This is a genomic window from Pseudomonas sp. RL_5y_Pfl2_69 (genome assembly GCF_963970465.1).
Lineage (GTDB): Bacteria > Pseudomonadota > Gammaproteobacteria > Pseudomonadales > Pseudomonadaceae > Aquipseudomonas.
Window position 1 is genome coordinate 99,867 of the sequence record NZ_CAXAOU010000010.1, and the last position, 18,795, is coordinate 118,661.

The window sequence follows — 18,795 nt, forward strand, 5'->3', positions numbered from 1 at the left end:
GTATTCAATGGCAAGGCGCCTGGGAGTCAGTTATCCACCATCCACTGTTTGGCATTGGCATCACCTTGGGTGCCTATCAGTTGGTACTTGCCGCCTACGAAAAAACCCGCTGGCTCTTCCTGCAGCCCGTACTGGCGTCGATGCTGCTGGTGATCGGTGTATTGCTCAGTTGCGGCTTGAGCTATGCCGAGTACCGCAAAAGCACGGACATCCTGAGTATCTTGCTGGGGCCTGCGACGGTGGCGCTGGCGGTGCCGTTGTACTTGAACCTGCGGCGAATTCGTCAATTGTTCTGGCCCATTTTTACTACGCTGATGATTGGTGGTGTGTTCGCCACCGGGCTGGTGGTGGGGCTGGCCTGGTGGTTCGGGGCCGAACACATGATGCTGATGACCCTTGCGCCCAAATCGGTCACCTCGCCGATTGCCATGCTGGTGGCTGAACAGATTGGCGGTGTCGCCGCGCTGGCAGCAGTGTTTGTATTGATTACAGGGGTGATAGGCGCAATTTGCGGGCCGGCCCTGCTACAGCTTTTGGGGGTTCATAGCCCGGAGGCCCGTGGCATGGCGCTGGGCATGACGGCGCATGCCGTCGGCACCTCGGTGGCGTTGCAGGAGAGTGAAGAATGCGGCGCTTTTGCGGCGTTGGCGATGAGTCTGATGGGCGTTGCCACGGCAGTCTTCTTGCCGTTGGCCGTGACCCTCGTGGTGTAAGGGTGAGTGTATGACGTTGCCGCTGTTTCCTTTGAAGACGGTGCTATTTCCGGGGTGTGTACTGGATTTGCAGATTTTTGAAGCGCGCTACCTGGACATGATTGCCCGCTGCATGAAGCAGGGCACAGGCTTTGGCGTGGTGTGCATCCTTGAGGGGCGAGAAGTCGGTGATGCGCCCCAGGACATCGCCGGGATCGGCTGCGAAGCGCTGATCCGCGACTTTCAGCAGCAGGACAATGGGCTGCTGGGGATTCGGGTCGAAGGCGGGCGTCGCTTTGAGGTGCTGAGCACTGAGTTGCAGCGCGACCAGTTGCTGGTGGCACAGGTTGAGTGGCTGAGCGAGATCCCCGAGCAACCGCTTCAGGACGAGGATCAGGATCTGCTGGCCTTGCTCAAGGCGCTGGCCGAGCATCCGATGGTCGCCGCCTTGAACATGAATACCGAAGTGGCCGGGCAGCAGTCATTGGCCAATCAACTGGCGTACCTGTTGCCTTTTGCCGAAGCGGACAAGATCGAACTGCTGCAGGTCGATGACCCGCAGCAGCGTCTGGACGGGATTCAAGTGTTGCTCGATGAGATCCAGGGCGAGGCGTTCAATTTATAGAGCACCTCGCGGGCGTCATGCCGTGCTCGGTTCAATAGGCGTAGCGCAGCAGCTCTTTGGACAGATGGGCCAGCATGAAAAAGCCGTAGAGCGCAGTCACCGATGGCAAGATCAGCCACCAGATTTTCTGAGGCACGGGCTCAAGCGGCATGAATCGCTGACTCAACGCCAGGGCAAGTGCGTTGACGGTGATGGCGAGCAGGGCGCCTGCGGTGATATCGGTTGGCCAGTGAGCCCCCAGGTACACCCGCGACATCGCCACGGTAATTGCCAGCAAGCACCCCAGTAGTACCCAGGTGACGCGCATGCGCTGCGGCTGATTGCGTCCGGCCAGAATCGCCAGGGCTACAAAAAACGCAAATGCTCCCGAACTGTGGCCGCTGGGCATGCTGTAGCTGGTCAACGGGTCGACCAGTACTTCGGGGCGCACCCGGGCGAAAAAGTGTTTGGTCGCCGTATTGGCCAAGGCCGTAAACAGCGTGACCCCGCCAAAGAACCACATCGCCCGCCACTGCCTTGCAAACAGCAGAATGACGCACACCAGCGCCGCCGCTAAAAACTGCGTGCGGAAGTTGCCGATTTGCGTCACCAATACCGCCGCGGTGTCCATGGCGCTGCTGCGGTGCTCTTGTACCAGCGCAGTGATGCCCTGGTCGAAAGCGGTCATGTGCGGGTAGCCAATGAAAACGGCCAGCAGCAGGGTCAGGCTTAATGCACCGATCAGGAGTGTGGCCCTGGGTTGGCGGCGGATGCTGGCATTGATGCTCAGACCCAGCAGGGCAACCAGCCCCACGGCAACGATGGCTGCCTGAGGCCAGAAGCCCTCGGGCAGCGGCAGGCGAATGGCTGCGCCGGTTGCCCAGCCTGGCAGCAGATACGCAACCGCCCAGCCTGCACCCGCCAGCAGGCTGACGCCGATGAATCGAGGCAGCGGCATGTCGCACATCCCGGCCACCATCGGCAACATGGGGCGCAATGGGCCGATAAAACGACCAATCAACAGGCTGACAATGCCATAGCGATGGAAATAGCTCTCGGCACCGTTCATCCACTCAGGGTGGGTGCGCAAGAGTGGCAAGCGTCGAATGTTCTGGTGGAAGCGTCTGCCCAAGGCGTAAGACACCGCGTCTCCCAGTAGCCCGCCGAGAAATCCCAGCAGCAACGTTTGGCCCAGTGACAGGGCGCCGCTGCCAGCCATCACGGCAATGGCGAACAACAGTACGGTGCCGGGAACGATGATCCCGGCAATCGCCAGGCACTCCACGCACGCCACAATAAACACCGCAAGGCCCAGCCACTGCGGGTTGGCTGTCAGCCAGCCGGTTACGCTATCGAGCCACGGGCCCATGTTTCAATTTCCTTATTCGCTTTCTGGTTTCTTGTGGGAGCAGCAGTCTTGAAGCGGGCTCGGGTCAGTGTGTGAACCCGTGTAGAGCCGGTGGGAGCCGGGCTTGCCCGCTCCCGCAACAGGGGTTACGGGTTTTGCACAATCAAATAATCCTGCCCCTCGACCTGACCGCGGCGCAGGGGGTTTCGGGTGCAATACCCAGCGTAGTCAGCGTCAACAAAGCGGTACATCAAATGCTCGTCCCGTCCGTGGGGTATGCCCAGGCGAGTGGTCTGGATGATCCGCGAAGGTTTTTCTCTGACGTCATCGACCCATAAACGTTCGGGGTCGAAACATTTTGCATCCCATACGGGTACTTTGAGGCCCAGTGCTTTGCACAGCAGGGTTTGCCCGGCGCAGAGTTTCTGCTCGGGGCGAGGGTTGCCTTGGGCATCGGGGTTGTTGAGTTGCATCTGCGCCAGGCTTTCCGGGCCCGACAGTTCATCCAGCCACGGGAAAGCCGATTTAATCAGTACCGCGTTGCCGGGGCCGTGGGCGCTAAAGTTCAGAGAATCGCCTCCACGGGCGTAATACATATAGATGTGCCCGCCATCCAGAAACAGCGCCTTGCGTTTTTCGGTGTACCCCAGCGAAGCGTGGCTGCCCTTGTCGGCCATGTAATAGGCTTCGGTTTCGATAATCCGTGCACTGAGCCACAGGCCGTTGACCCGATGGCGGATGACTTTGCCCAGCAGTTCACGGGCCAGAAGCTGGGCGTCGCGGTCGAAAAAGGCATCAGGCAGCATCATGGGCATTTTCAGGGCGGTCAGTGGATAGCTGAAAAGGGGCAGATAATAGCAAGTCATGCTTAATCGGGGCTGAACGCCGTGTATTTGTAGTCCATTTCGACCATCCGCCTGCCACCGCTGTGCGTAAGGCGGTTGGACCGCTATAATCGGCCGCTTTCCTCCCTGCCAAGACCCTTGAGACCATGACTGAGTCCGTTCTTGACTACATGACCCGCCTGGGTCGCGCTGCTCGCGAAGCTTCCCGCGTGATTGGCCGTGCCAGCACTGCGCAGAAAAACCGTGCCTTGCACGGCGCTGCCGCTGCACTGGATGCCGCTCGCCTGGAACTTGTTGCCGCCAACGAACTGGACCTGGCCGCTGGCCGGGCCAACGGCCTTGAGCCGGCCATGCTGGAGCGCCTGGCGCTGACCCCTGCACGCATCGACAGCATGATTGTCGGCTTGCGTCAGGTGGCCAGCCTGCCAGACCCCATTGGCGCGATCCGCGACATGAGCTACCGCCCCTCGGGTATTCAGGTAGGCAAGATGCGCGTGCCGTTGGGTGTAGTCGGAATCATCTATGAGTCGCGTCCGAACGTGACCATTGATGCCGCCAGTCTGTGCCTGAAGTCAGGCAATGCGACGATCTTGCGCGGTGGCTCCGAAGCCATTCACTCCAACCGTGCCATTGCGGTCTGCATTCAGCGAGGGCTGGCCGAGGCCGGTCTGCCGCCAGCCGTGGTGCAAGTGGTTGAAGTGACGGACCGCGCCGCAGTGGGCGCATTGATCACCATGCCCGAGTACGTTGACGTGATCGTGCCACGGGGTGGCAAAGGCCTGATCGAGCGTGTCAGCCGTGACGCCAGGGTGCCGGTGATCAAGCATCTGGACGGGATTTGCCATGTGTACGTCAGTGCCCATGCTGATCTGGAGAAGGCCCGACGCATTGCGTTCAACGCCAAAACCTACCGTTATGGCATTTGCGGGGCGATGGAAACCCTGCTGGTGGATCAGGCGGTGGCTGCTGAGTTTCTGCCGGCAATGGCTGAACAATTTCGCGCCAAGGGCGTCGAACTGCGCGGTTGCGAACGCACCCAGGCGCTGATCGACGTGGTGGCGGCGACCGAAGATGACTGGAACACCGAGTACCTGGACGCGATTTTGTCGATTCGTGTTGTCGACGGGCTTGATCAGGCGATTGAACACATCAATCACTATGGCTCCCACCACACCGACTCGATCGTGACCGAACATCAGGGCGAAGCCCGGCGTTTTATGGCCGAAGTGGACTCCAGTTCCGTGATGCTCAACACACCAACCTGCTTTGCCGATGGATTTGAATACGGATTGGGTGCGGAGATTGGCATTTCTACTGATAAGCTGCACGCCCGCGGACCGGTCGGTCTCGAAGGTCTGACCTGCGAGAAGTACATTGTGGTCGGTGATGGCCAGTTGCGCGGTCAGGAGCCGGTCTGACTTGGTCGCTCTTAAAGCGTCAGGGCCGGCACCGAAAATCGAAGCGTTACCCCTGCGCATAGGCGTGCTGGGTGGAACCTTCGATCCGGTGCATATCGGGCATTTGCGTGGCGGACTTGAAGTGGCTGAAATGATGGAGCTCGACGAGCTTCGTCTGACACCCAACGCTAGGCCTCCCCATCGCGATACGCCCCAGGTGTCGGCTCATGACCGTTTGGCGATGGTCGAGTGTGCTGTCGCAGGAGTGGCTACGCTGGTAGTGGACGCCCGGGAGCTGCAGCGGGACAAACCGTCCTACACGATCGATACGCTGGAACTGATGCGGGCCGAGTTGGCCGCGCACGACCAGTTGTTTTTACTGTTGGGTTGGGACGCTTTTTGCGGCCTGCCCACGTGGCATCGCTGGGAAGAGTTGCTCCAGCATTGCCATATCCTGGTGCTACAGCGCCCGGATGCCGACAGCGAACCGCCGGATGCCTTGCGCAACCTGCTGGCAGCGCGCTCGGTAAGCGACCCGCTGGCCCTGAAGGGGGCAAGCGGACAGATTGCATTCGTTTGGCAGACGCCGCTCGCGGTATCCGCCACCCAGATCCGTCAACTGCTGGCCAGCGGTAAGTCGGTACGTTACCTGGTGCCCGACGCGGTCCTGGCCTACATCGATGCGCACGGGCTTTACCGTGCGTCGAACTAAAAAGGGCGTGTTTCAAGGCGCGAATTGACGTGTATTGAAACACCCGAACATACGAGCAAAACGAGTTTTATATGACTGACAAAGATGTAAGCAAAGTAAAGCGCAAAGGCACGTTCAAAAGCGCCCCTCTGCCAGAAAAAACCTTCACCAACGAGCCGCTCAAGGGCGAAGAGCTGGTCAAGGTAGCGGTTAGCGCTCTGGAAGACGTCAAGGCCCAGGACATTCAGGTCATCGACGTTCGTGACAAGCACAGCATCACTGACTTCATGATCATCGCTACCGGTACTTCGAACCGTCAGATCGGCGCGATGCTCGACAAGATTCGTGAAGCGGTCAAGGCTCTGGGCGTCAAGCCTTTGGGCGAAGAAGGCAAGGGCGACAGCGACTGGGTTCTGCTGGACATGGACGACGTGATCGTTCACATGATGACCGCCAGTGCCCGTCAGTTCTACGACCTGGAGCGTCTGTGGGCCGGTGCTGAACAAAGCCGTGCTGGCAGTGCTGCTCACCACAGCCCGGAAAACACCCATGAGCACTTCCTGAAGCTCAACAAAGACCAAGAGTAAGGGTTCGCTGTGCGCCTGCGTTTGATCGCTGTCGGTTCACGTATGCCTAAATGGGTGGAAGAAGGCTGGCATGAATATGCCAAGCGTCTGCCATCCGAGCTGGCCCTTGAACTGGTGGAAATACCGCTCAATACCCGTGGCAAGAATGCCGACGTGGCTCGATTCATCCGTCAGGAAGGCGAGGCCATGCTGGCCAAAGTCGGCCCCGGTGAGCGGATCGTAACCCTGGAAGTGCACGGCAAACCGTGGAGTACCGAGCAGCTGGCGGTTGAACTCGACCGCTGGCGCCTGGATTCGCGCACGGTGAACTTTATGGTCGGTGGCCCGGAAGGGCTGGCGCCGGAAGTCTGCGCCCGCGCTGACCAGCGCTGGTCGCTGTCGCCATTGACGTTGCCGCACCCGTTGGTAAGGATTCTGATCGGTGAGCAGTTGTATCGCGCCTGGACAGTGTTGTCCGGGCACCCGTATCACAAATAGCTCAGCGCCCTGAATGTCTCAGCCGATTCGCCTTAAAGACCACGAGAAAGACTCACGCCTTGTGCGCGGACGCGTCGTGGTCGGCGCATTTGTCGTGGTGGGCTTGATCTGCGTATTGCTCGCGCGACTTTATTATCTGCAGGTGGTGCAGTACGAGTACCACTCCACCTTGTCAGAAAACAACCGGGTGCATGTGCAGCCGATCCCGCCTACACGGGGTTTGATCTTTGACCGTAATGGCGTGGTTATTGCGGACAACCGTCCCAGCTTCAGCCTGAGCATGACCCGCGAGCGCTCCGGCGACTGGCAGCAAGTGCTCGACGTCATTGTTGAAGTGCTGCAGCTTGCGCCTGAAGATCGCGCCCTGTTTGAAAAGCGCATGAAGCAGGGGCGGCGGCCATTTGAGCCGGTGCCCATTCTGTTTGAGCTTAACGAAGAGCAGATCGCCCGGATTGCCGTAAACCAGTTCCGCCTGCCCGGGGTGGAGGTGGTTGCGCAGTTGGTGCGCCATTACCCGCAAGGCGCGCACTTTGCGCACTCGGTGGGTTACATGGGGCGGATCAACGAGAAAGAGCTTAAAACCCTCGATCCGGTCAACTACAGCGGCACGCACCATATCGGCAAAACCGGCATCGAGCGTTTCTACGAAGCCGAGCTGCACGGTCAGGTGGGTTACGAAGAAGTCGAAACCAATGCCCGGGGCCGGGTATTGCGGGTGCTTAAGCGTACCGACCCGATCCCCGGCAAAGACATCGTGCTCAGCCTCGATATCAAGCTGCAAGAGGCGGCCGAAGAGGCCCTGGCAGGGCGTCGTGGCGCGGTGGTTGCACTTAACCCGATGACGGGGGAAGTGCTGGCCATGGTCAGCCAGCCGAGTTTCGACCCCAACCTGTTCGTGACCGGCATCAGCTTCAAGGCTTATGCCGAGCTGCGCGATTCGATTGATCGCCCATTGTTCAACCGCATCCTGCGCGGCCTGTATCCACCTGGTTCGACCATCAAACCCGCCGTCGCAATTGCGGGGCTGGACAGTGGCGTGATCAGTGGTACTTCACGCGTGTATGACCCCGGCTATTACCAGTTGCCCAATTACGATCACAAATATCGTAACTGGAATCGCACCGGTGACGGCTACGTCGATCTGGACACCGCGATCATGCGCTCCAACGACACCTATTTTTATGACCTGGCCCACAAGCTGGGGATTGATCGTCTGTCGACCTACATGAATCAGTTCGGTATCGGGCGAAAGGTCTCCCTGGACATGTTCGAGGAATCCGCCGGGCTGATGCCGTCCCGCGAGTGGAAACGGGCCACCCGGCGTCAGGCCTGGTTCCCCGGCGAGACATTGATTCTGGGGATCGGTCAGGGCTACATGCAGTCCACGCCCCTGCAGCTGGCCCAGGCCACGGCGCTGATTGCCAGTAAAGGCAAGTGGATTCGTCCGCACCTGGCCAAGACCATCGAAGGCGTGCCGCCGGTGGACCCGGATCCGGTACCGGACATCGTCCTGCGTGACCCGTCCAACTGGGCCAAGGTCAACCACGGCATGCAGCAAGTGGTGCATGGCGCACGCGGCACGGCGCGGGTTGCGGGCGTTGGCGCGCAATACCTGATTGCAGGCAAAAGCGGTACGGCACAGGTGGTGGCGATCAAGCAGGGCGAAAAATACGACCGTTCCAAGGTTCAGGAGCGTCACCGAGACCACGCCTTGTTCGTCGGCTTTGCCCCGGCCAACAACCCGCAGATCACGGTCTCGGTCATGATTGAAAACGGCGAAGCCGGCAGCCGCGTAGCCTCGCCTGTGGTGCGCAAGGTCATGGACGCCTGGTTGCTGGGTGAAGACGGCAAACTCAAACCCGAGTACGGCGGTCCCGTAAAGGCAGAGGTTACGGCCAATGATCAGTAATTTTGACCGCATCCTCTCCAGCGAGGATGTGATGCGTCGGCGTGCCACGCTGCTTCAGCGTCTGCACCTGGATGGCCCGCTGCTGATTTTGCTGCTGACCCTGGCGGCCGGCAGCCTGTTTGTCCTGTATTCGGCCAGTGGCAAGAACTGGGACTTGCTCAGCAAGCAGGCGACTTCATTCGGGATCGGGCTGGTGTCGATGTTCATCATCGCTCAGCTTGAACCGCGTTTTATGGCCCGCTGGGTACCGATCGGTTATCTGGCTGGCGTGTTGCTGCTGGTGGTGGTGGACGTCATGGGCCACAACGCCATGGGCGCCACACGCTGGATCAATATTCCGGGTGTGATTCGCTTCCAGCCCTCGGAGTTCCTGAAAATCCTCATGCCGGCGACCATCGCCTGGTATCTGTCCAAGCGGACCTTGCCACCGCAACTCAAGCATGTGGCGGTCAGCCTGATGCTGATCGGGGTGCCCTTTGCCCTGATTGTGCGCCAGCCCGACCTGGGGACGGCCTTGCTGGTACTGGCGGGCGGTGCGTTCGTGCTGTTTATGGGCGGGCTGCGCTGGCGCTGGATCCTCAGCGTGCTGGCAGCGACGGTGCCCGTGGCGATTGCCATGTGGATGTTCGTGATGCACGACTATCAGAAACAGCGGGTTCTGACCTTCCTCGATCCTGAGAGCGATCCGCTGGGCACCGGATGGAACATTATCCAGTCCAAGGCCGCCATCGGCTCGGGCGGGGTGTTTGGCAAGGGCTGGCTGCTGGGCACCCAGTCGCACCTGGACTTTCTTCCCGAAAGCCACACCGACTTCATTATTGCGGTGATGGGCGAAGAGTTCGGCCTGGTCGGCATCTGCGCGTTACTGCTGATTTACTTGCTGTTGATTGGTCGCGGCCTGGTGATCACGGCCCAGGCGCAGACCCTGTTCGGCAAATTGCTGGCGGGCAGCCTGACCATGACGTTTTTTGTTTATGTTTTCGTCAACATCGGTATGGTCAGTGGCTTGCTACCGGTGGTGGGCGTGCCATTGCCATTTATCAGTTACGGCGGCACTTCGCTCGTGACGCTGTTGTCAGCGTTTGGGGTTTTGATGTCGATTCACACACATCGCAAGTGGATCGCACAAGTTTGATTAAGGTGAATTATTCAATGCAAGCAATGCGTGGCTGGGCCGCTCGATACGCGTCATGGGTGGGCCTGCTGGGTCTGTTCGGGGCAGCGCAGGGCGCGGTAGCCGGTGACTACGAAGGCTCGCCCCAGGTGGCTGAGTTCGTCGGTGAGATGACCCGCGACTACGGATTTGCCGGCGAGCAACTGATGGGCGTGTTCCATGAGGCAGAGCGTAAACAGAGCATCCTCGATGCCATTTCTCGCCCGGCCGAACGCGTTAAACAGTGGAAAGAGTACGGCCCGATGTTCCTGACCGACGCCCGGGTTGCCCGTGGTGTGGATTTTTGGCGTGAACACGAAGCCGTACTGGCCCGCGCCGAGCAGGAGTACGGGGTTCCGGCCCAGGTGATTGTGTCGATCATCGGCGTCGAAACCTTTTATGGCCGCAACACCGGCAACTACCGGGTGATCGATGCGCTGTCGACCCTGGGGTTCGATTACCCGCCGCGCGCCGAGTTTTTTCGCAAGGAGCTGCGTGAGTTCCTGCTGCTGACCCGCGAAGAGCAAGTTGACCCGCTCACCCTTAAAGGCTCTTATGCCGGGGCGATGGGCTTGCCGCAGTTTATGCCAAGCAGCTTTCGCGCCTATGCCGTGGACTTCGACGGTGATGGCCATATCAATATCTGGAGCAATCCGGACGATGCCATCGGCAGTGTTGCCAGCTACTTCAAGCGTCACGGCTGGGTAGCCGGTGAGCCGGTGGTGATTCGCGCCGATGTGACCGGTGATCGGGCCGATGAAGGTCTGACCCAGGGCATTGAGCCGGTCAAGACCGTCGGGGAGTTGCGAGCGCTGGGCTGGTCGAGTCATGATGCGCTGCCCGACGATATGCCGGTCACGGCGTTCCGTCTTGAAGGCGCCAATGGCCCTGAATACTGGATGGGCCTGAAGAATTTTTATGCGATCACGCGCTATAACCGAAGCGTGATGTACGCCATGGCAGTGCATCAACTGTCCGACCTGCTGGTTCAAGCACGGGGCAACAAGTAATGCCGTTTCTAGCGATCCGCACACCTTTGAAACTCGCTGCCTGCGCCGCCCTGGCGTTGCTGGTGGTGAGCTGCTCCAGCAGCCGTTCGACGACCCCGCAAACCTCTGGCGGTGTCAGTTCCAAGCCGGGCCTGGACATCAACCGCGCCCATAAAGATGGTGCGCCGTGGTGGGATGTCGACGTATCCCGTATCCCGGATGCCACGCCGACCCTGCACAGCGGTCCTTACAAGGCCGCGCCGTATTCGGTGCTGGGCAAGACCTACTTTCCGATGCAAGAGTCCAAGACCTATGTGGCTTCTGGCACTGCGTCCTGGTACGGCACCAAGTTTCACGGTCAGAACACGGCCAATGGCGAAGTGTATGACCTGTACGGCATGAGCGCGGCGCACAAAACCCTGCCGTTGCCCAGCTACGTCAAAGTGACCAACCTCGATAACGGCAAGGCCGTGGTCCTGCGGGTCAACGACCGTGGCCCGTTTTATTCGGATCGCATCATCGACCTCTCCTACGCTGCCGCCAAGAAACTGGGCTATGCCGAAACCGGTACGGCAAGGGTCAAGGTTGAAGGGATTGACCCGCAAGCCTGGTGGGCCCAGCGTGGCCGCCCGGCCCCCTTGATGCTCAATGAGCCGAAAATGGCCCAGAACACCGGGCCGACCGTCTCTACCGGCAAGATTGAGCAATGGACGCCGCCGGCCCAGCAGCACGCCGCCGATGTGGTACCGGTCAGCACACTGCCCAAGGGTCAGGGTACGTATTTGCAGGTAGGCGCCTTTGCCAATCCGGACGCCGCCGAGTTGCTTCGTTCCAAGCTCAGTGGCATGGTCAGCACCCCAGTATTCATCAGCTCGATTGTGCGCAATCAGCAAACCTTGCATCGAGTGCGCCTGGGGCCCATTGCCTCGGCGGGTGAAGTACAGCAAACGCAAAACAGCGTGCGCCAGGCCAATTTGGGTCAGCCAAGCGTTGTGACGTCGGATCAGTAACACCGATCAAAGCGTTGGGCCGGAGCATCAAGGGCCCAAACGCAGTTGCAGAGGTCAAGAATAAAAGCCCTTCCAGGGGCCGGGACTGCAACTGAATACGCGGCAGTCAGTCATACGACTGCCTGTACAGTTTTGCCCGTGAGGGTAAGTTTCAATTAACAACTTCGAGAGACGGATGAACATCACCACTTTAGCCAAACGCCTGTGCCTGCTTGTACCGCTGATCGTCACTCCTGCCGCCTGGGCAGTCGAGATGATGCCGTCGCCGCCACAACTTGCAGCCAAGTCCTATGTTCTGATGGATGCCAGCAGCGGTAACGTGCTGGTTGAGAACAACGGCGACCAGCGTCTGCCGCCAGCCAGCCTCACCAAGCTGATGACTGCTTACATCGCGACCCTGGAAATCCGTCGCGGCCAGATCGGCGAAAACGATCCTGTCACCGTCAGCGAAAACGCCTGGCGTACCGGTGGTTCGCGGATGTTCATCAAGGTCGGCACTCAAGTGTCGGTCAGCGACCTGCTGCACGGCATCATCATTCAGTCGGGTAACGACGCAAGCGTGGCCTTGTCCGAGCACATCGCCGGCAGCGAAGACGCCTTTGCCGACATGATGAACAAGACCGCCGGCGAGTTGGGCATGTCCAACAGCCACTTCATGAACCCGACTGGCCTGCCAAACCCTGAGCATTACTCGTCGGCCCACGACATGGCGTTGCTGGCCCGTGCCATCATTCACGAAGACCCGACTCACTACGCGATCTACTCGCAGAAAGAGTTCTTCTGGAACGGCATCAAGCAGCCTAACCGCAACCTGTTGCTGTGGCGTGACAAGACCGTTGACGGTCTGAAAACCGGTCACACCGACGAAGCAGGCTACTGCATGGTGTCGTCGGCTGTTCGTGATGGTCAGCGCCTGATTGCCGTGGTGTTTGGTACCAACAGCGAAGTCGCCCGTGCTGCCGAAACACAGAAACTGCTGACCTACGGTTTCCGCTTCTTCGAAACCCAGACGTTCTATCAGAAGGGTGTAGAGCTGGCTCAGGCCCCGGTCTGGAAAGGCACCACCAATCAAGTCAAGGCCGGCCTGGCCGAAGACTTGACCATGACTCTGCCTAAAGGCCAATTGAAAAAGCTGGCTGCAAGCATGACCATGAACCCGCAACTGATGGCCCCTATCGCCCAAGGCGATGTGATCGGCAAGGTTGAGGTCAAGCTGGACGACAAGGTTGTGCACAGTGCCGACCTGATCGCACTGGAGCCCGTTGAGGAAGGCGGTATTTTCCGACGCGTTTGGGACAGCATCCGTCTATTCTTCTACGGTCTGTTCAACTGATAGCACCCACCTGCATGGCCCCGCGCTTACACGGCGCGGGGTTATCTCTGTAGCTCAAGGCTTACGAGGCCAATACGCCATGACCGATACCGAAGTAAAGGCGCCAAAGATCGAATTCCCCAACGTTGATTACCCGGTTAAGGTGATCAGCGACACGGGTGTGGGCAACAAAGACAGGATCATCGACATCGTCAAGAAACACGCGACGGTCAACGATGATCGTGTCGACGAGCGCCAGAGCACCAACGGCAAGTACACGACCATCCAGTTGCACATCGTGGCAACAGACCAGGATCAGCTCTACAACATCAACAGCGAACTGCGAGCCACCGGCTTCGTACACATGGTGCTGTGATGTCGCAGGTCTTGGGTATTCGCGAACTGGGTCAGCTTGATTACGAGCGCACCTGGCTGGCGATGCAGCGCTTCACCGATGAGCGCAAGCTTGAGCCGGACACGCAAGATGAAGTCTGGCTGGTGCAGCATCCGCCGGTGTTTACCCAAGGCCAGGCAGGCAAGGCCGAGCATCTGCTGTTACCGGGTGATATCCCGGTGGTGAAGTCGGATCGCGGTGGCCAGGTGACCTATCATGGCCCTGGCCAACTGGTTGCTTACCTGATGCTTGACGTGCGTCGGCTGGGTTATGGCGTGCGTGAGCTGGTCACGCGGATGGAGCAGTGCCTGATCGACCTTCTCGCCAGCTATGGCGTGAGCGCTGCGGCCAAACCCGATGCGCCCGGTGTATATGTTGACGGCGCGAAAATCGCTTCTCTGGGGCTGCGGATCCGCAATGGCTGCTCCTTCCATGGTCTGGCCCTGAATGTGGACATGGACCTGGAACCGTTTCGACGGATTAACCCCTGTGGTTATGCGGGGCTGGCGATGACCCAGCTGCGTGACCATGCAGGGCCGATTGAATTTGCCGAGGTAGGTGCCCGGCTGCGTGTGCAGCTCGTCAAACACCTCGACTATGCTGAGCAGACGACCCTGACGGGCGGAATCGACTGATATGACTACTGCGCAAGACGCTGTTCAAACCCTGATCCCAACGCTGGATATCTCAGAACGTGCAGCCCGCGCCAGCGAGGCCCGTTCCAAGGTTGAGACCGGCGTCAAGTTGCGCGGTGCCGAAAAGGTTGCGCGTATCCCGGTAAAGATCATTCCGACCACCGAGCTGCCGAAGAAGCCTGACTGGATTCGTGTACGCATTCCGGTTTCGCCTGAAGTCGACCGCATCAAGTCATTGCTGCGCAAGCACAAGCTGCACAGCGTGTGCGAAGAAGCTTCCTGCCCGAACCTGGGCGAGTGCTTCTCGGGTGGCACCGCGACCTTCATGATCATGGGCGACATCTGCACCCGCCGCTGCCCGTTCTGCGATGTGGGGCACGGTCGACCGAAGCCACTGGACGTCAACGAGCCTGAAAGCCTGGCCATCGCCATTGCTGACCTGCGCCTGAAGTACGTGGTGATCACCTCGGTAGACCGCGACGACCTGCGTGACGGCGGTGCCCAGCACTTTGCCGATTGCATCCGCGAGATCCGCAAACTGTCGCCGGGTGTTCTGCTTGAAACCCTCGTGCCGGATTACCGTGGCCGCATGGACGTTGCGCTGGAAATCACCGCAGCCGAGCCGCCTGACGTGTTCAACCACAACCTCGAAACCGTGCCGCGCCTGTACAAGGCCGCCCGCCCTGGTTCTGACTACCAGTGGTCGCTGACCTTGCTCCAGCGCTTCAAGCAGATGATGCCGCACATCCCGACCAAGTCCGGCCTGATGCTGGGTCTGGGCGAGACGGATGAAGAAGTCATCGAAGTCATGAAGCGCATGCGCGAACACGACATCGACATGCTGACCCTGGGTCAGTACTTGCAGCCATCGCGCAACCACTTGCCGGTACAGCGTTTCGTGCACCCGGACGTTTTCGCCTGGTTCGCCGAAGAAGGCTACAAAATGGGCTTCAAAAACGTGGCATCCGGCCCGTTGGTACGTTCTTCGTATCACGCGGATGAACAAGCCAAGCTGGTCAAATCCATGCTGGTGAGTGCCTGATTCCATGACAAACCGGAGCACCGCGCCCGTGTCTTTCAAGACCCACAGCGCGGTGCCCGCGTTGCCCGCTGGTGGGGTGATCGCCCTGATCGCCCCGGCCGGTCCCGCCGAACTTGATCTGAAACTCGCCACCCAATGGATGCATGACCGCGGCTATCAGTTGCGCGTATTTCCGGGCGTGTGGGAAAAGGACGGCTACCTCGCAGGCTCTGATGCCGTGCGTTTACGCGACCTGCACGACGCCTTTGCCGATGACAGCATTGATGGCATTTTTTGCCTGCGCGGTGGCTACGGCTCCCCACGCTTGCTTGATGGCATCGATTTCGAGCTTCTGCGCAACCATCCCAAGCCTTTTGTGGGGTATAGCGATATCACCGCGCTGCATCTGGCGATTACACGTTACGCAGGCTTTGTGACTTTCCACGGGCCGATGCTGAACGCCGACCTGCTGGGCAACAAGCAACCGCCGACAGAATCCTCACTGCTACGCATGCTTGGCGGGCAGCAACTGCCTGTGCTGGAGCATCCTGCAGCTTACCCGCTGACAACCCTTGCGCCAGGTTGCGCCAGTGGCCGTTTGCTGGGTGGCAATCTATCCATGATCTGCGCCACCCTCGGGACGGCGTTTGAGCTGGATGGCGAAGGCATCATCCTGTTTATCGAAGACGTGAATGAGCCGCTGTACCGGGTCGACCGCCTGCTCACGCATTTACGTCTGGCAGGCAAGCTCGACAAGGTGCGTGGCGTCCTTGTAGGGGATGTGGCTGGGGTTGATGTACGGGCGCTGGAGCGGTTGCTCACACAGGAATTGGGTGGGCTTGGCATTCCCGTGCTGGCCGGATGGCGCAGCGGGCATTGTGATCCAAACCTGACCTTGCCGATGGGGGCTCAAGTGCGGCTGGATGCTGATCAGCAGTTATTGGTACTTGAGCAGGCTGTGGTCACAGTCAAAACCTGAGCCGTGGGAGCGGGCTTGCTCGCGATTGCATCGACTCGTTTAGTCAGAAATACCGAGTTGATAGCCTCGCGAGCAAGCCCGCTCCTACCGGTTGAGTCGCGACTCAGCGGCTACGCAAACTCTCCAGCAACTTGTGACTCGGGTAGCCATCTGCTGGCCAACCCATAGCTTGCTGCGCGCTGCGAATTGCTTTGCGGGTATTGGCGCCAATAATGCCATCCGCATTGCCCGCATCGTAGTTGCGCTGGCTCAGCAGCGTTTGCAGCTCTACGCGTTCGGAACGGCTCAGCGGTCGGTCATCTTTTGGCCACGCAGCCAAAATGGTTCCGCCCCCGTTGAAGCGCTGAGACAACAGGCCGACGGCCAGCGCATAGGACGATGAATTGTTGTAGCGCAAGATAGCGCGGAAGTTATCCAGCACCAGGAACGCCGGGCCACGGTAGCCTGCCGGCAGCAGCAGGGTGGCGCTCAACTGCTCTGAGCCGGCTGCAGAACTTTCGGGCACTAATACCCCCAGTTGCTGCCATTCGGCGACGCTCTTTTTGACAGTGCCATCCGCCAGCGCGTAGTCAAAGCTGGCAGGCAACATGACTTCAAAGCCCCACGGCTGGCCTTGTTTCCAGCCAGAGCTTTGCAGGTAATGCGCAGTCGAGGCCAGGGCGTCGGCCGAGCTGTTCCAGATGTCACGACGACCGTCACCGTCGAAATCCACGGCGTGGGTTTCATAGGTCGTCGGAATGAACTGGGTCTGGCCCATTGCGCCAGCCCAGGAGCCGAGCATTTTGTCGGCGCTGATATCACCTTGCTGAATGATCTTCAGCGCCGAGATCAATTGGCTTTGGGCGAATTCCGGGCGACGCCCTTCGTAGGCCAGGGTGGCCAGCGATCGGATGACGGATTTGTTGCCCTGGAACGAGCCGAAGTTGCTCTCCATGCCCCAGACCGACACCAGTGCCTGGCGGTCGACGCCATAACGCTGTTCGATGCGGCTCAGCAACTCGGCGTTTTGCTCCAGCAAACGCTGACCATTACGCACACGCAAGGGTGACAGGGCGCCGTCGAGGTATTCCCAGACAGGGCGGCTGAATTCAGGCTGGCTGCGGTCGGCCTTGATCACGCTCATGTCGGGTGTGACGCCAGCAAAGGCGTTATCGAACACCTGCGGGCTGATTCCGGCTTTGAGGGCCTGAACGCGGAAGTTGGCCTGCCACTCGCTGAAGCTCTGGGCGGGCTGGACAAACGGTGTGTCGGTGGTGCCTGGCGCGCTGGTGGTCACCGCTGGGGCGGGAGGCGTCACAGGCAAGGGTTGGGCATCGGCTGCGGTAGGTTTCTCGGCGCAGGCGACTAAAAGGATGACGCTGGAAGCAGCGATCAGTTGGCGCATCGGCCAACCACGTTTATGACTTAAGGGCATGCGCAGGTCCAGGTAATGCAAATCAGATGCAGACCTTATCATCCCCGCTGTCAGGCAGCCAGAAAGTAAAAAGCCTCCCGGTCTCTCGACTGGAAGGCTTCGCGGCGGTAGCTGCCTTTGCCTTTGGCGGGGCGTTCCTGGCGGCTGCGGAACAGGGGTTGGGCGACGATGGATTTGGCCTTGTTGGGGCGCTTGCTCATGGCAGGTACTCTCGCTTGATGTGAACAAGCGCAAATCATCGGCCAGAATTTTGCGGTTGTCCAGCCACGGGTGAGTGAGAGCAGGGGTTACTCCGCAGGCAGACTCAAGCGTTGTCCGCACATCAGCAGTGCCAGACGACTCAGGCTGTTCCAGGCCGAGCCCGCGGCCTGACCCTTGATTTGCGCATCGATACGCTGTGCGTCCATCAACAGCTGTGCCCAGCGCTGTGCCGAGTAGCGTTGCAAGGCCTTGCTCATCAGCGGCTTACGCTTGTCCCAGACCGGGGGGCGTGCCTGGCTGAAAGCTTTGTCCAGAGGAATGCCCTGGCTGTATTGCAGCGCAATATTGGCCAGAACCCGCAGTTCACGGGCCAGTGCCCAGAGGATCACCGGAGGCTCTACACCTTCACCGCGCAAACCCTCCAGCATGCGCAAGGCGTGGGAAGCCTCGCCGTTAAGTACGGCATCGACCAGGCCAAACACATCAAAGCGCGCACTGTCAGCCACCGCAGCCTGTACGGTTTCGACGGTGATCTGCCCGTCTTCGGCCATCAATTTGAGCTTTTCGATTTCCTGGGCCGCCGCCAGCAGGTTGCCCTCAACCCTTGCGGCAATCAGTTCGACCGCGTCCTGGCTGGCAGACAAGCCTGCCTGTGACAGGCGCTGGCGAATCCATTGAGGCAACTGGTTGGCGTCGACGGGCCAGATCTGAACGAACTGGGTATGGGGTCCCTCGACAAGCGCCTTGCCCCACTTGGTCTTCTGCGCGCTGCCATCAAGCTTGGGCAGGCTGATCAGCAACAGGGTGTCTTCGGCCGGGCGTGAGCTGTACTCGATCAGTGCCGCGGCGCCTTTGTCGCCGGGTTTGCCCGAGGGCAGGCGCAGTTCCAGCAGGCGCTTTTCGGCGAACAGCGACATGCTGGCGCCCGCTTGCAGCAACGTGCCCCAGTCAAAGCTGGCGTCTGCGCTGAACACCTGGCGTTCATCAAAACCTTGTTGGCGAGCAGTGCTGCGAATGGCGTCTGCCGCTTCCTGGCACAGCAACGGGTCATCGCCGCTGATGATGTAGATCGGCGAGAGATTGCCTTGCAAGTGTTTGGCGAGTTGGGCGGGGGCGAGTTTCATAGGGGCTATAACG

At 59.8% G+C, this 18,795-nt stretch carries 20 protein-coding genes; 15 read left to right on the forward strand and 5 right to left on the reverse strand.

Annotated features, from left to right (window positions below):
• Positions 1-2: 2 nt before the first annotated feature.
• A complete protein-coding gene (locus AACY07_RS17440; protein WP_445261390.1) occupies positions 3-713 on the forward strand; it encodes an LrgB family protein in 711 nt (236 codons plus the stop codon).
• A 10-nt stretch (positions 714-723) separates the two neighbouring features.
• Positions 724-1,317 (forward strand): LON peptidase substrate-binding domain-containing protein, encoded by a 594-nt coding sequence (locus tag AACY07_RS17445; RefSeq protein WP_339476390.1) that lies wholly within the window; start codon positions 724-726, stop codon positions 1,315-1,317.
• A gap of 31 nt (positions 1,318-1,348) precedes the next feature.
• Here AACY07_RS17445 and AACY07_RS17450 read toward each other — a convergent pair whose 3' ends face one another.
• Both AACY07_RS17450 and AACY07_RS17455 read right to left on the reverse strand, forming a co-directional pair.
• Positions 1,349-2,665 (reverse strand): bifunctional DedA family/phosphatase PAP2 family protein, encoded by a 1,317-nt coding sequence (locus AACY07_RS17450; RefSeq protein WP_339476393.1) that lies wholly within the window; start codon positions 2,663-2,665, stop codon positions 1,349-1,351.
• 125 nt (positions 2,666-2,790) lie between these two features.
• Positions 2,791-3,459: a DNA-3-methyladenine glycosylase gene (locus AACY07_RS17455; RefSeq protein ID WP_339476522.1), complete on the reverse strand. Its 669-nt coding sequence runs from the start codon at positions 3,457-3,459 to the stop codon at positions 2,791-2,793.
• 176 nt (positions 3,460-3,635) lie between these two features.
• Here AACY07_RS17455 and AACY07_RS17460 point away from each other — a divergent pair, with 176 nt between their 5' ends.
• The 13 genes from AACY07_RS17460 (at position 3,636) to AACY07_RS17520 (ending at position 16,043) form a co-directional block, all read left to right on the forward strand.
• Entirely contained in the window at positions 3,636-4,907 is a 1,272-nt protein-coding gene (locus tag AACY07_RS17460; RefSeq protein ID WP_219262634.1) for a glutamate-5-semialdehyde dehydrogenase, read from the forward strand.
• Complete coding sequence (gene nadD / locus AACY07_RS17465; protein ID WP_257623002.1) at positions 4,876-5,598, forward strand: nicotinate-nucleotide adenylyltransferase; 723 nt, start codon at positions 4,876-4,878, stop codon at positions 5,596-5,598. Before AACY07_RS17460 ends, nadD begins: the two co-directional genes overlap by 32 nt.
• A gap of 71 nt (positions 5,599-5,669) precedes the next feature.
• Positions 5,670-6,164 (forward strand): ribosome silencing factor, encoded by a 495-nt coding sequence (gene rsfS / locus AACY07_RS17470; RefSeq protein WP_219262635.1) that lies wholly within the window; start codon positions 5,670-5,672, stop codon positions 6,162-6,164.
• A 9-nt stretch (positions 6,165-6,173) separates the two neighbouring features.
• Positions 6,174-6,641 carry a 23S rRNA (pseudouridine(1915)-N(3))-methyltransferase RlmH gene (gene rlmH / locus AACY07_RS17475; protein WP_003444191.1) on the forward strand — a complete coding sequence of 156 codons (468 nt, stop codon included), beginning with the start codon at positions 6,174-6,176 and terminating at the stop codon, positions 6,639-6,641.
• 13 nt (positions 6,642-6,654) lie between these two features.
• Positions 6,655-8,550: a penicillin-binding protein 2 gene (gene mrdA, locus AACY07_RS17480; RefSeq protein WP_219262636.1), complete on the forward strand. Its 1,896-nt coding sequence runs from the start codon at positions 6,655-6,657 to the stop codon at positions 8,548-8,550.
• 31 nt (positions 8,551-8,581) lie between these two features.
• Positions 8,582-9,685, forward strand: coding sequence for a rod shape-determining protein RodA (gene rodA, locus AACY07_RS17485; protein WP_219262646.1), 1,104 nt, complete (start codon positions 8,582-8,584; stop codon positions 9,683-9,685).
• 17 nt (positions 9,686-9,702) lie between these two features.
• Positions 9,703-10,713, forward strand: coding sequence for a lytic murein transglycosylase B (gene mltB / locus AACY07_RS17490; protein ID WP_339476399.1), 1,011 nt, complete (start codon positions 9,703-9,705; stop codon positions 10,711-10,713).
• The gene (locus tag AACY07_RS17495; RefSeq protein ID WP_219262637.1) at positions 10,713-11,702 is read left to right on the forward strand and encodes a septal ring lytic transglycosylase RlpA family protein; all 990 of its coding nucleotides are present in this window, start codon (positions 10,713-10,715) and stop codon (positions 11,700-11,702) included. Before mltB ends, AACY07_RS17495 begins: the two co-directional genes overlap by 1 nt.
• A gap of 175 nt (positions 11,703-11,877) precedes the next feature.
• Complete coding sequence (locus AACY07_RS17500; RefSeq protein WP_133077018.1) at positions 11,878-13,035, forward strand: D-alanyl-D-alanine carboxypeptidase family protein; 1,158 nt, start codon at positions 11,878-11,880, stop codon at positions 13,033-13,035.
• 79 nt (positions 13,036-13,114) lie between these two features.
• Positions 13,115-13,390: a DUF493 domain-containing protein gene (locus AACY07_RS17505; protein WP_019824211.1), complete on the forward strand. Its 276-nt coding sequence runs from the start codon at positions 13,115-13,117 to the stop codon at positions 13,388-13,390.
• Positions 13,390-14,043 carry a lipoyl(octanoyl) transferase LipB gene (lipB, locus tag AACY07_RS17510; RefSeq protein ID WP_339476404.1) on the forward strand — a complete coding sequence of 218 codons (654 nt, stop codon included), beginning with the start codon at positions 13,390-13,392 and terminating at the stop codon, positions 14,041-14,043. The genes AACY07_RS17505 and lipB overlap by 1 nt, the downstream gene beginning before the upstream one ends.
• A gap of 1 nt (position 14,044) precedes the next feature.
• Positions 14,045-15,085, forward strand: a complete 1,041-nt coding sequence (gene lipA, locus AACY07_RS17515) for a lipoyl synthase (RefSeq protein WP_133077016.1) — start codon at positions 14,045-14,047, stop codon at positions 15,083-15,085.
• Positions 15,086-15,089: 4 nt separating this feature from the next.
• Positions 15,090-16,043: a S66 peptidase family protein gene (locus AACY07_RS17520; protein WP_339476408.1), complete on the forward strand. Its 954-nt coding sequence runs from the start codon at positions 15,090-15,092 to the stop codon at positions 16,041-16,043.
• A 103-nt stretch (positions 16,044-16,146) separates the two neighbouring features.
• Here AACY07_RS17520 and AACY07_RS17525 read toward each other — a convergent pair whose 3' ends face one another.
• The 3 genes from AACY07_RS17525 to holA form a co-directional block, all read right to left on the reverse strand.
• Complete coding sequence (locus AACY07_RS17525; protein WP_339476410.1) at positions 16,147-17,457, reverse strand: lytic murein transglycosylase; 1,311 nt, start codon at positions 17,455-17,457, stop codon at positions 16,147-16,149.
• Positions 17,458-17,507: 50 nt separating this feature from the next.
• Entirely contained in the window at positions 17,508-17,657 is a 150-nt protein-coding gene (gene arfA / locus AACY07_RS17530; protein WP_003444166.1) for an alternative ribosome rescue factor ArfA, read from the reverse strand.
• A gap of 87 nt (positions 17,658-17,744) precedes the next feature.
• The gene (holA, locus tag AACY07_RS17535) at positions 17,745-18,782 is read right to left on the reverse strand and encodes a DNA polymerase III subunit delta (RefSeq protein ID WP_219262638.1); all 1,038 of its coding nucleotides are present in this window, start codon (positions 18,780-18,782) and stop codon (positions 17,745-17,747) included.
• Positions 18,783-18,795: the final 13 nt, after the last annotated feature.

What these genes read in the sequence shown, in the direction of transcription:
- AACY07_RS17505 (WP_019824211.1), top strand. Translation starts at nt 13,115, where the DNA reads ATGACCGATACCGAAGTAAAGGCGCCAAAGATCGAATTCCCCAACGTT.
- AACY07_RS17460 (WP_219262634.1), top strand. Translation starts at nt 3,636, where the DNA reads ATGACTGAGTCCGTTCTTGACTACATGACCCGCCTGGGTCGCGCTGCT.
- AACY07_RS17520 (WP_339476408.1), top strand. Translation starts at nt 15,090, where the DNA reads ATGACAAACCGGAGCACCGCGCCCGTGTCTTTCAAGACCCACAGCGCG.
- nadD (WP_257623002.1), top strand. Translation starts at nt 4,876, where the DNA reads ATGGCCAGTTGCGCGGTCAGGAGCCGGTCTGACTTGGTCGCTCTTAAA.
- rodA (WP_219262646.1), top strand. Translation starts at nt 8,582, where the DNA reads ATGCGTCGGCGTGCCACGCTGCTTCAGCGTCTGCACCTGGATGGCCCG.
- AACY07_RS17450 (WP_339476393.1), bottom strand. Translation starts at nt 2,665, where the DNA reads ATGGGCCCGTGGCTCGATAGCGTAACCGGCTGGCTGACAGCCAACCCG.
- mrdA (WP_219262636.1), top strand. Translation starts at nt 6,655, where the DNA reads ATGTCTCAGCCGATTCGCCTTAAAGACCACGAGAAAGACTCACGCCTT.
- AACY07_RS17525 (WP_339476410.1), bottom strand. Translation starts at nt 17,457, where the DNA reads ATGCCCTTAAGTCATAAACGTGGTTGGCCGATGCGCCAACTGATCGCT.
- AACY07_RS17495 (WP_219262637.1), top strand. Translation starts at nt 10,713, where the DNA reads ATGCCGTTTCTAGCGATCCGCACACCTTTGAAACTCGCTGCCTGCGCC.
- arfA (WP_003444166.1), bottom strand. Translation starts at nt 17,657, where the DNA reads ATGAGCAAGCGCCCCAACAAGGCCAAATCCATCGTCGCCCAACCCCTG.
- AACY07_RS17445 (WP_339476390.1), top strand. Translation starts at nt 724, where the DNA reads ATGACGTTGCCGCTGTTTCCTTTGAAGACGGTGCTATTTCCGGGGTGT.
- AACY07_RS17500 (WP_133077018.1), top strand. Translation starts at nt 11,878, where the DNA reads ATGAACATCACCACTTTAGCCAAACGCCTGTGCCTGCTTGTACCGCTG.
- mltB (WP_339476399.1), top strand. Translation starts at nt 9,703, where the DNA reads ATGCAAGCAATGCGTGGCTGGGCCGCTCGATACGCGTCATGGGTGGGC.
- lipA (WP_133077016.1), top strand. Translation starts at nt 14,045, where the DNA reads ATGACTACTGCGCAAGACGCTGTTCAAACCCTGATCCCAACGCTGGAT.
- rsfS (WP_219262635.1), top strand. Translation starts at nt 5,670, where the DNA reads ATGACTGACAAAGATGTAAGCAAAGTAAAGCGCAAAGGCACGTTCAAA.
- lipB (WP_339476404.1), top strand. Translation starts at nt 13,390, where the DNA reads ATGTCGCAGGTCTTGGGTATTCGCGAACTGGGTCAGCTTGATTACGAG.
- holA (WP_219262638.1), bottom strand. Translation starts at nt 18,782, where the DNA reads ATGAAACTCGCCCCCGCCCAACTCGCCAAACACTTGCAAGGCAATCTC.
- AACY07_RS17455 (WP_339476522.1), bottom strand. Translation starts at nt 3,459, where the DNA reads ATGCCCATGATGCTGCCTGATGCCTTTTTCGACCGCGACGCCCAGCTT.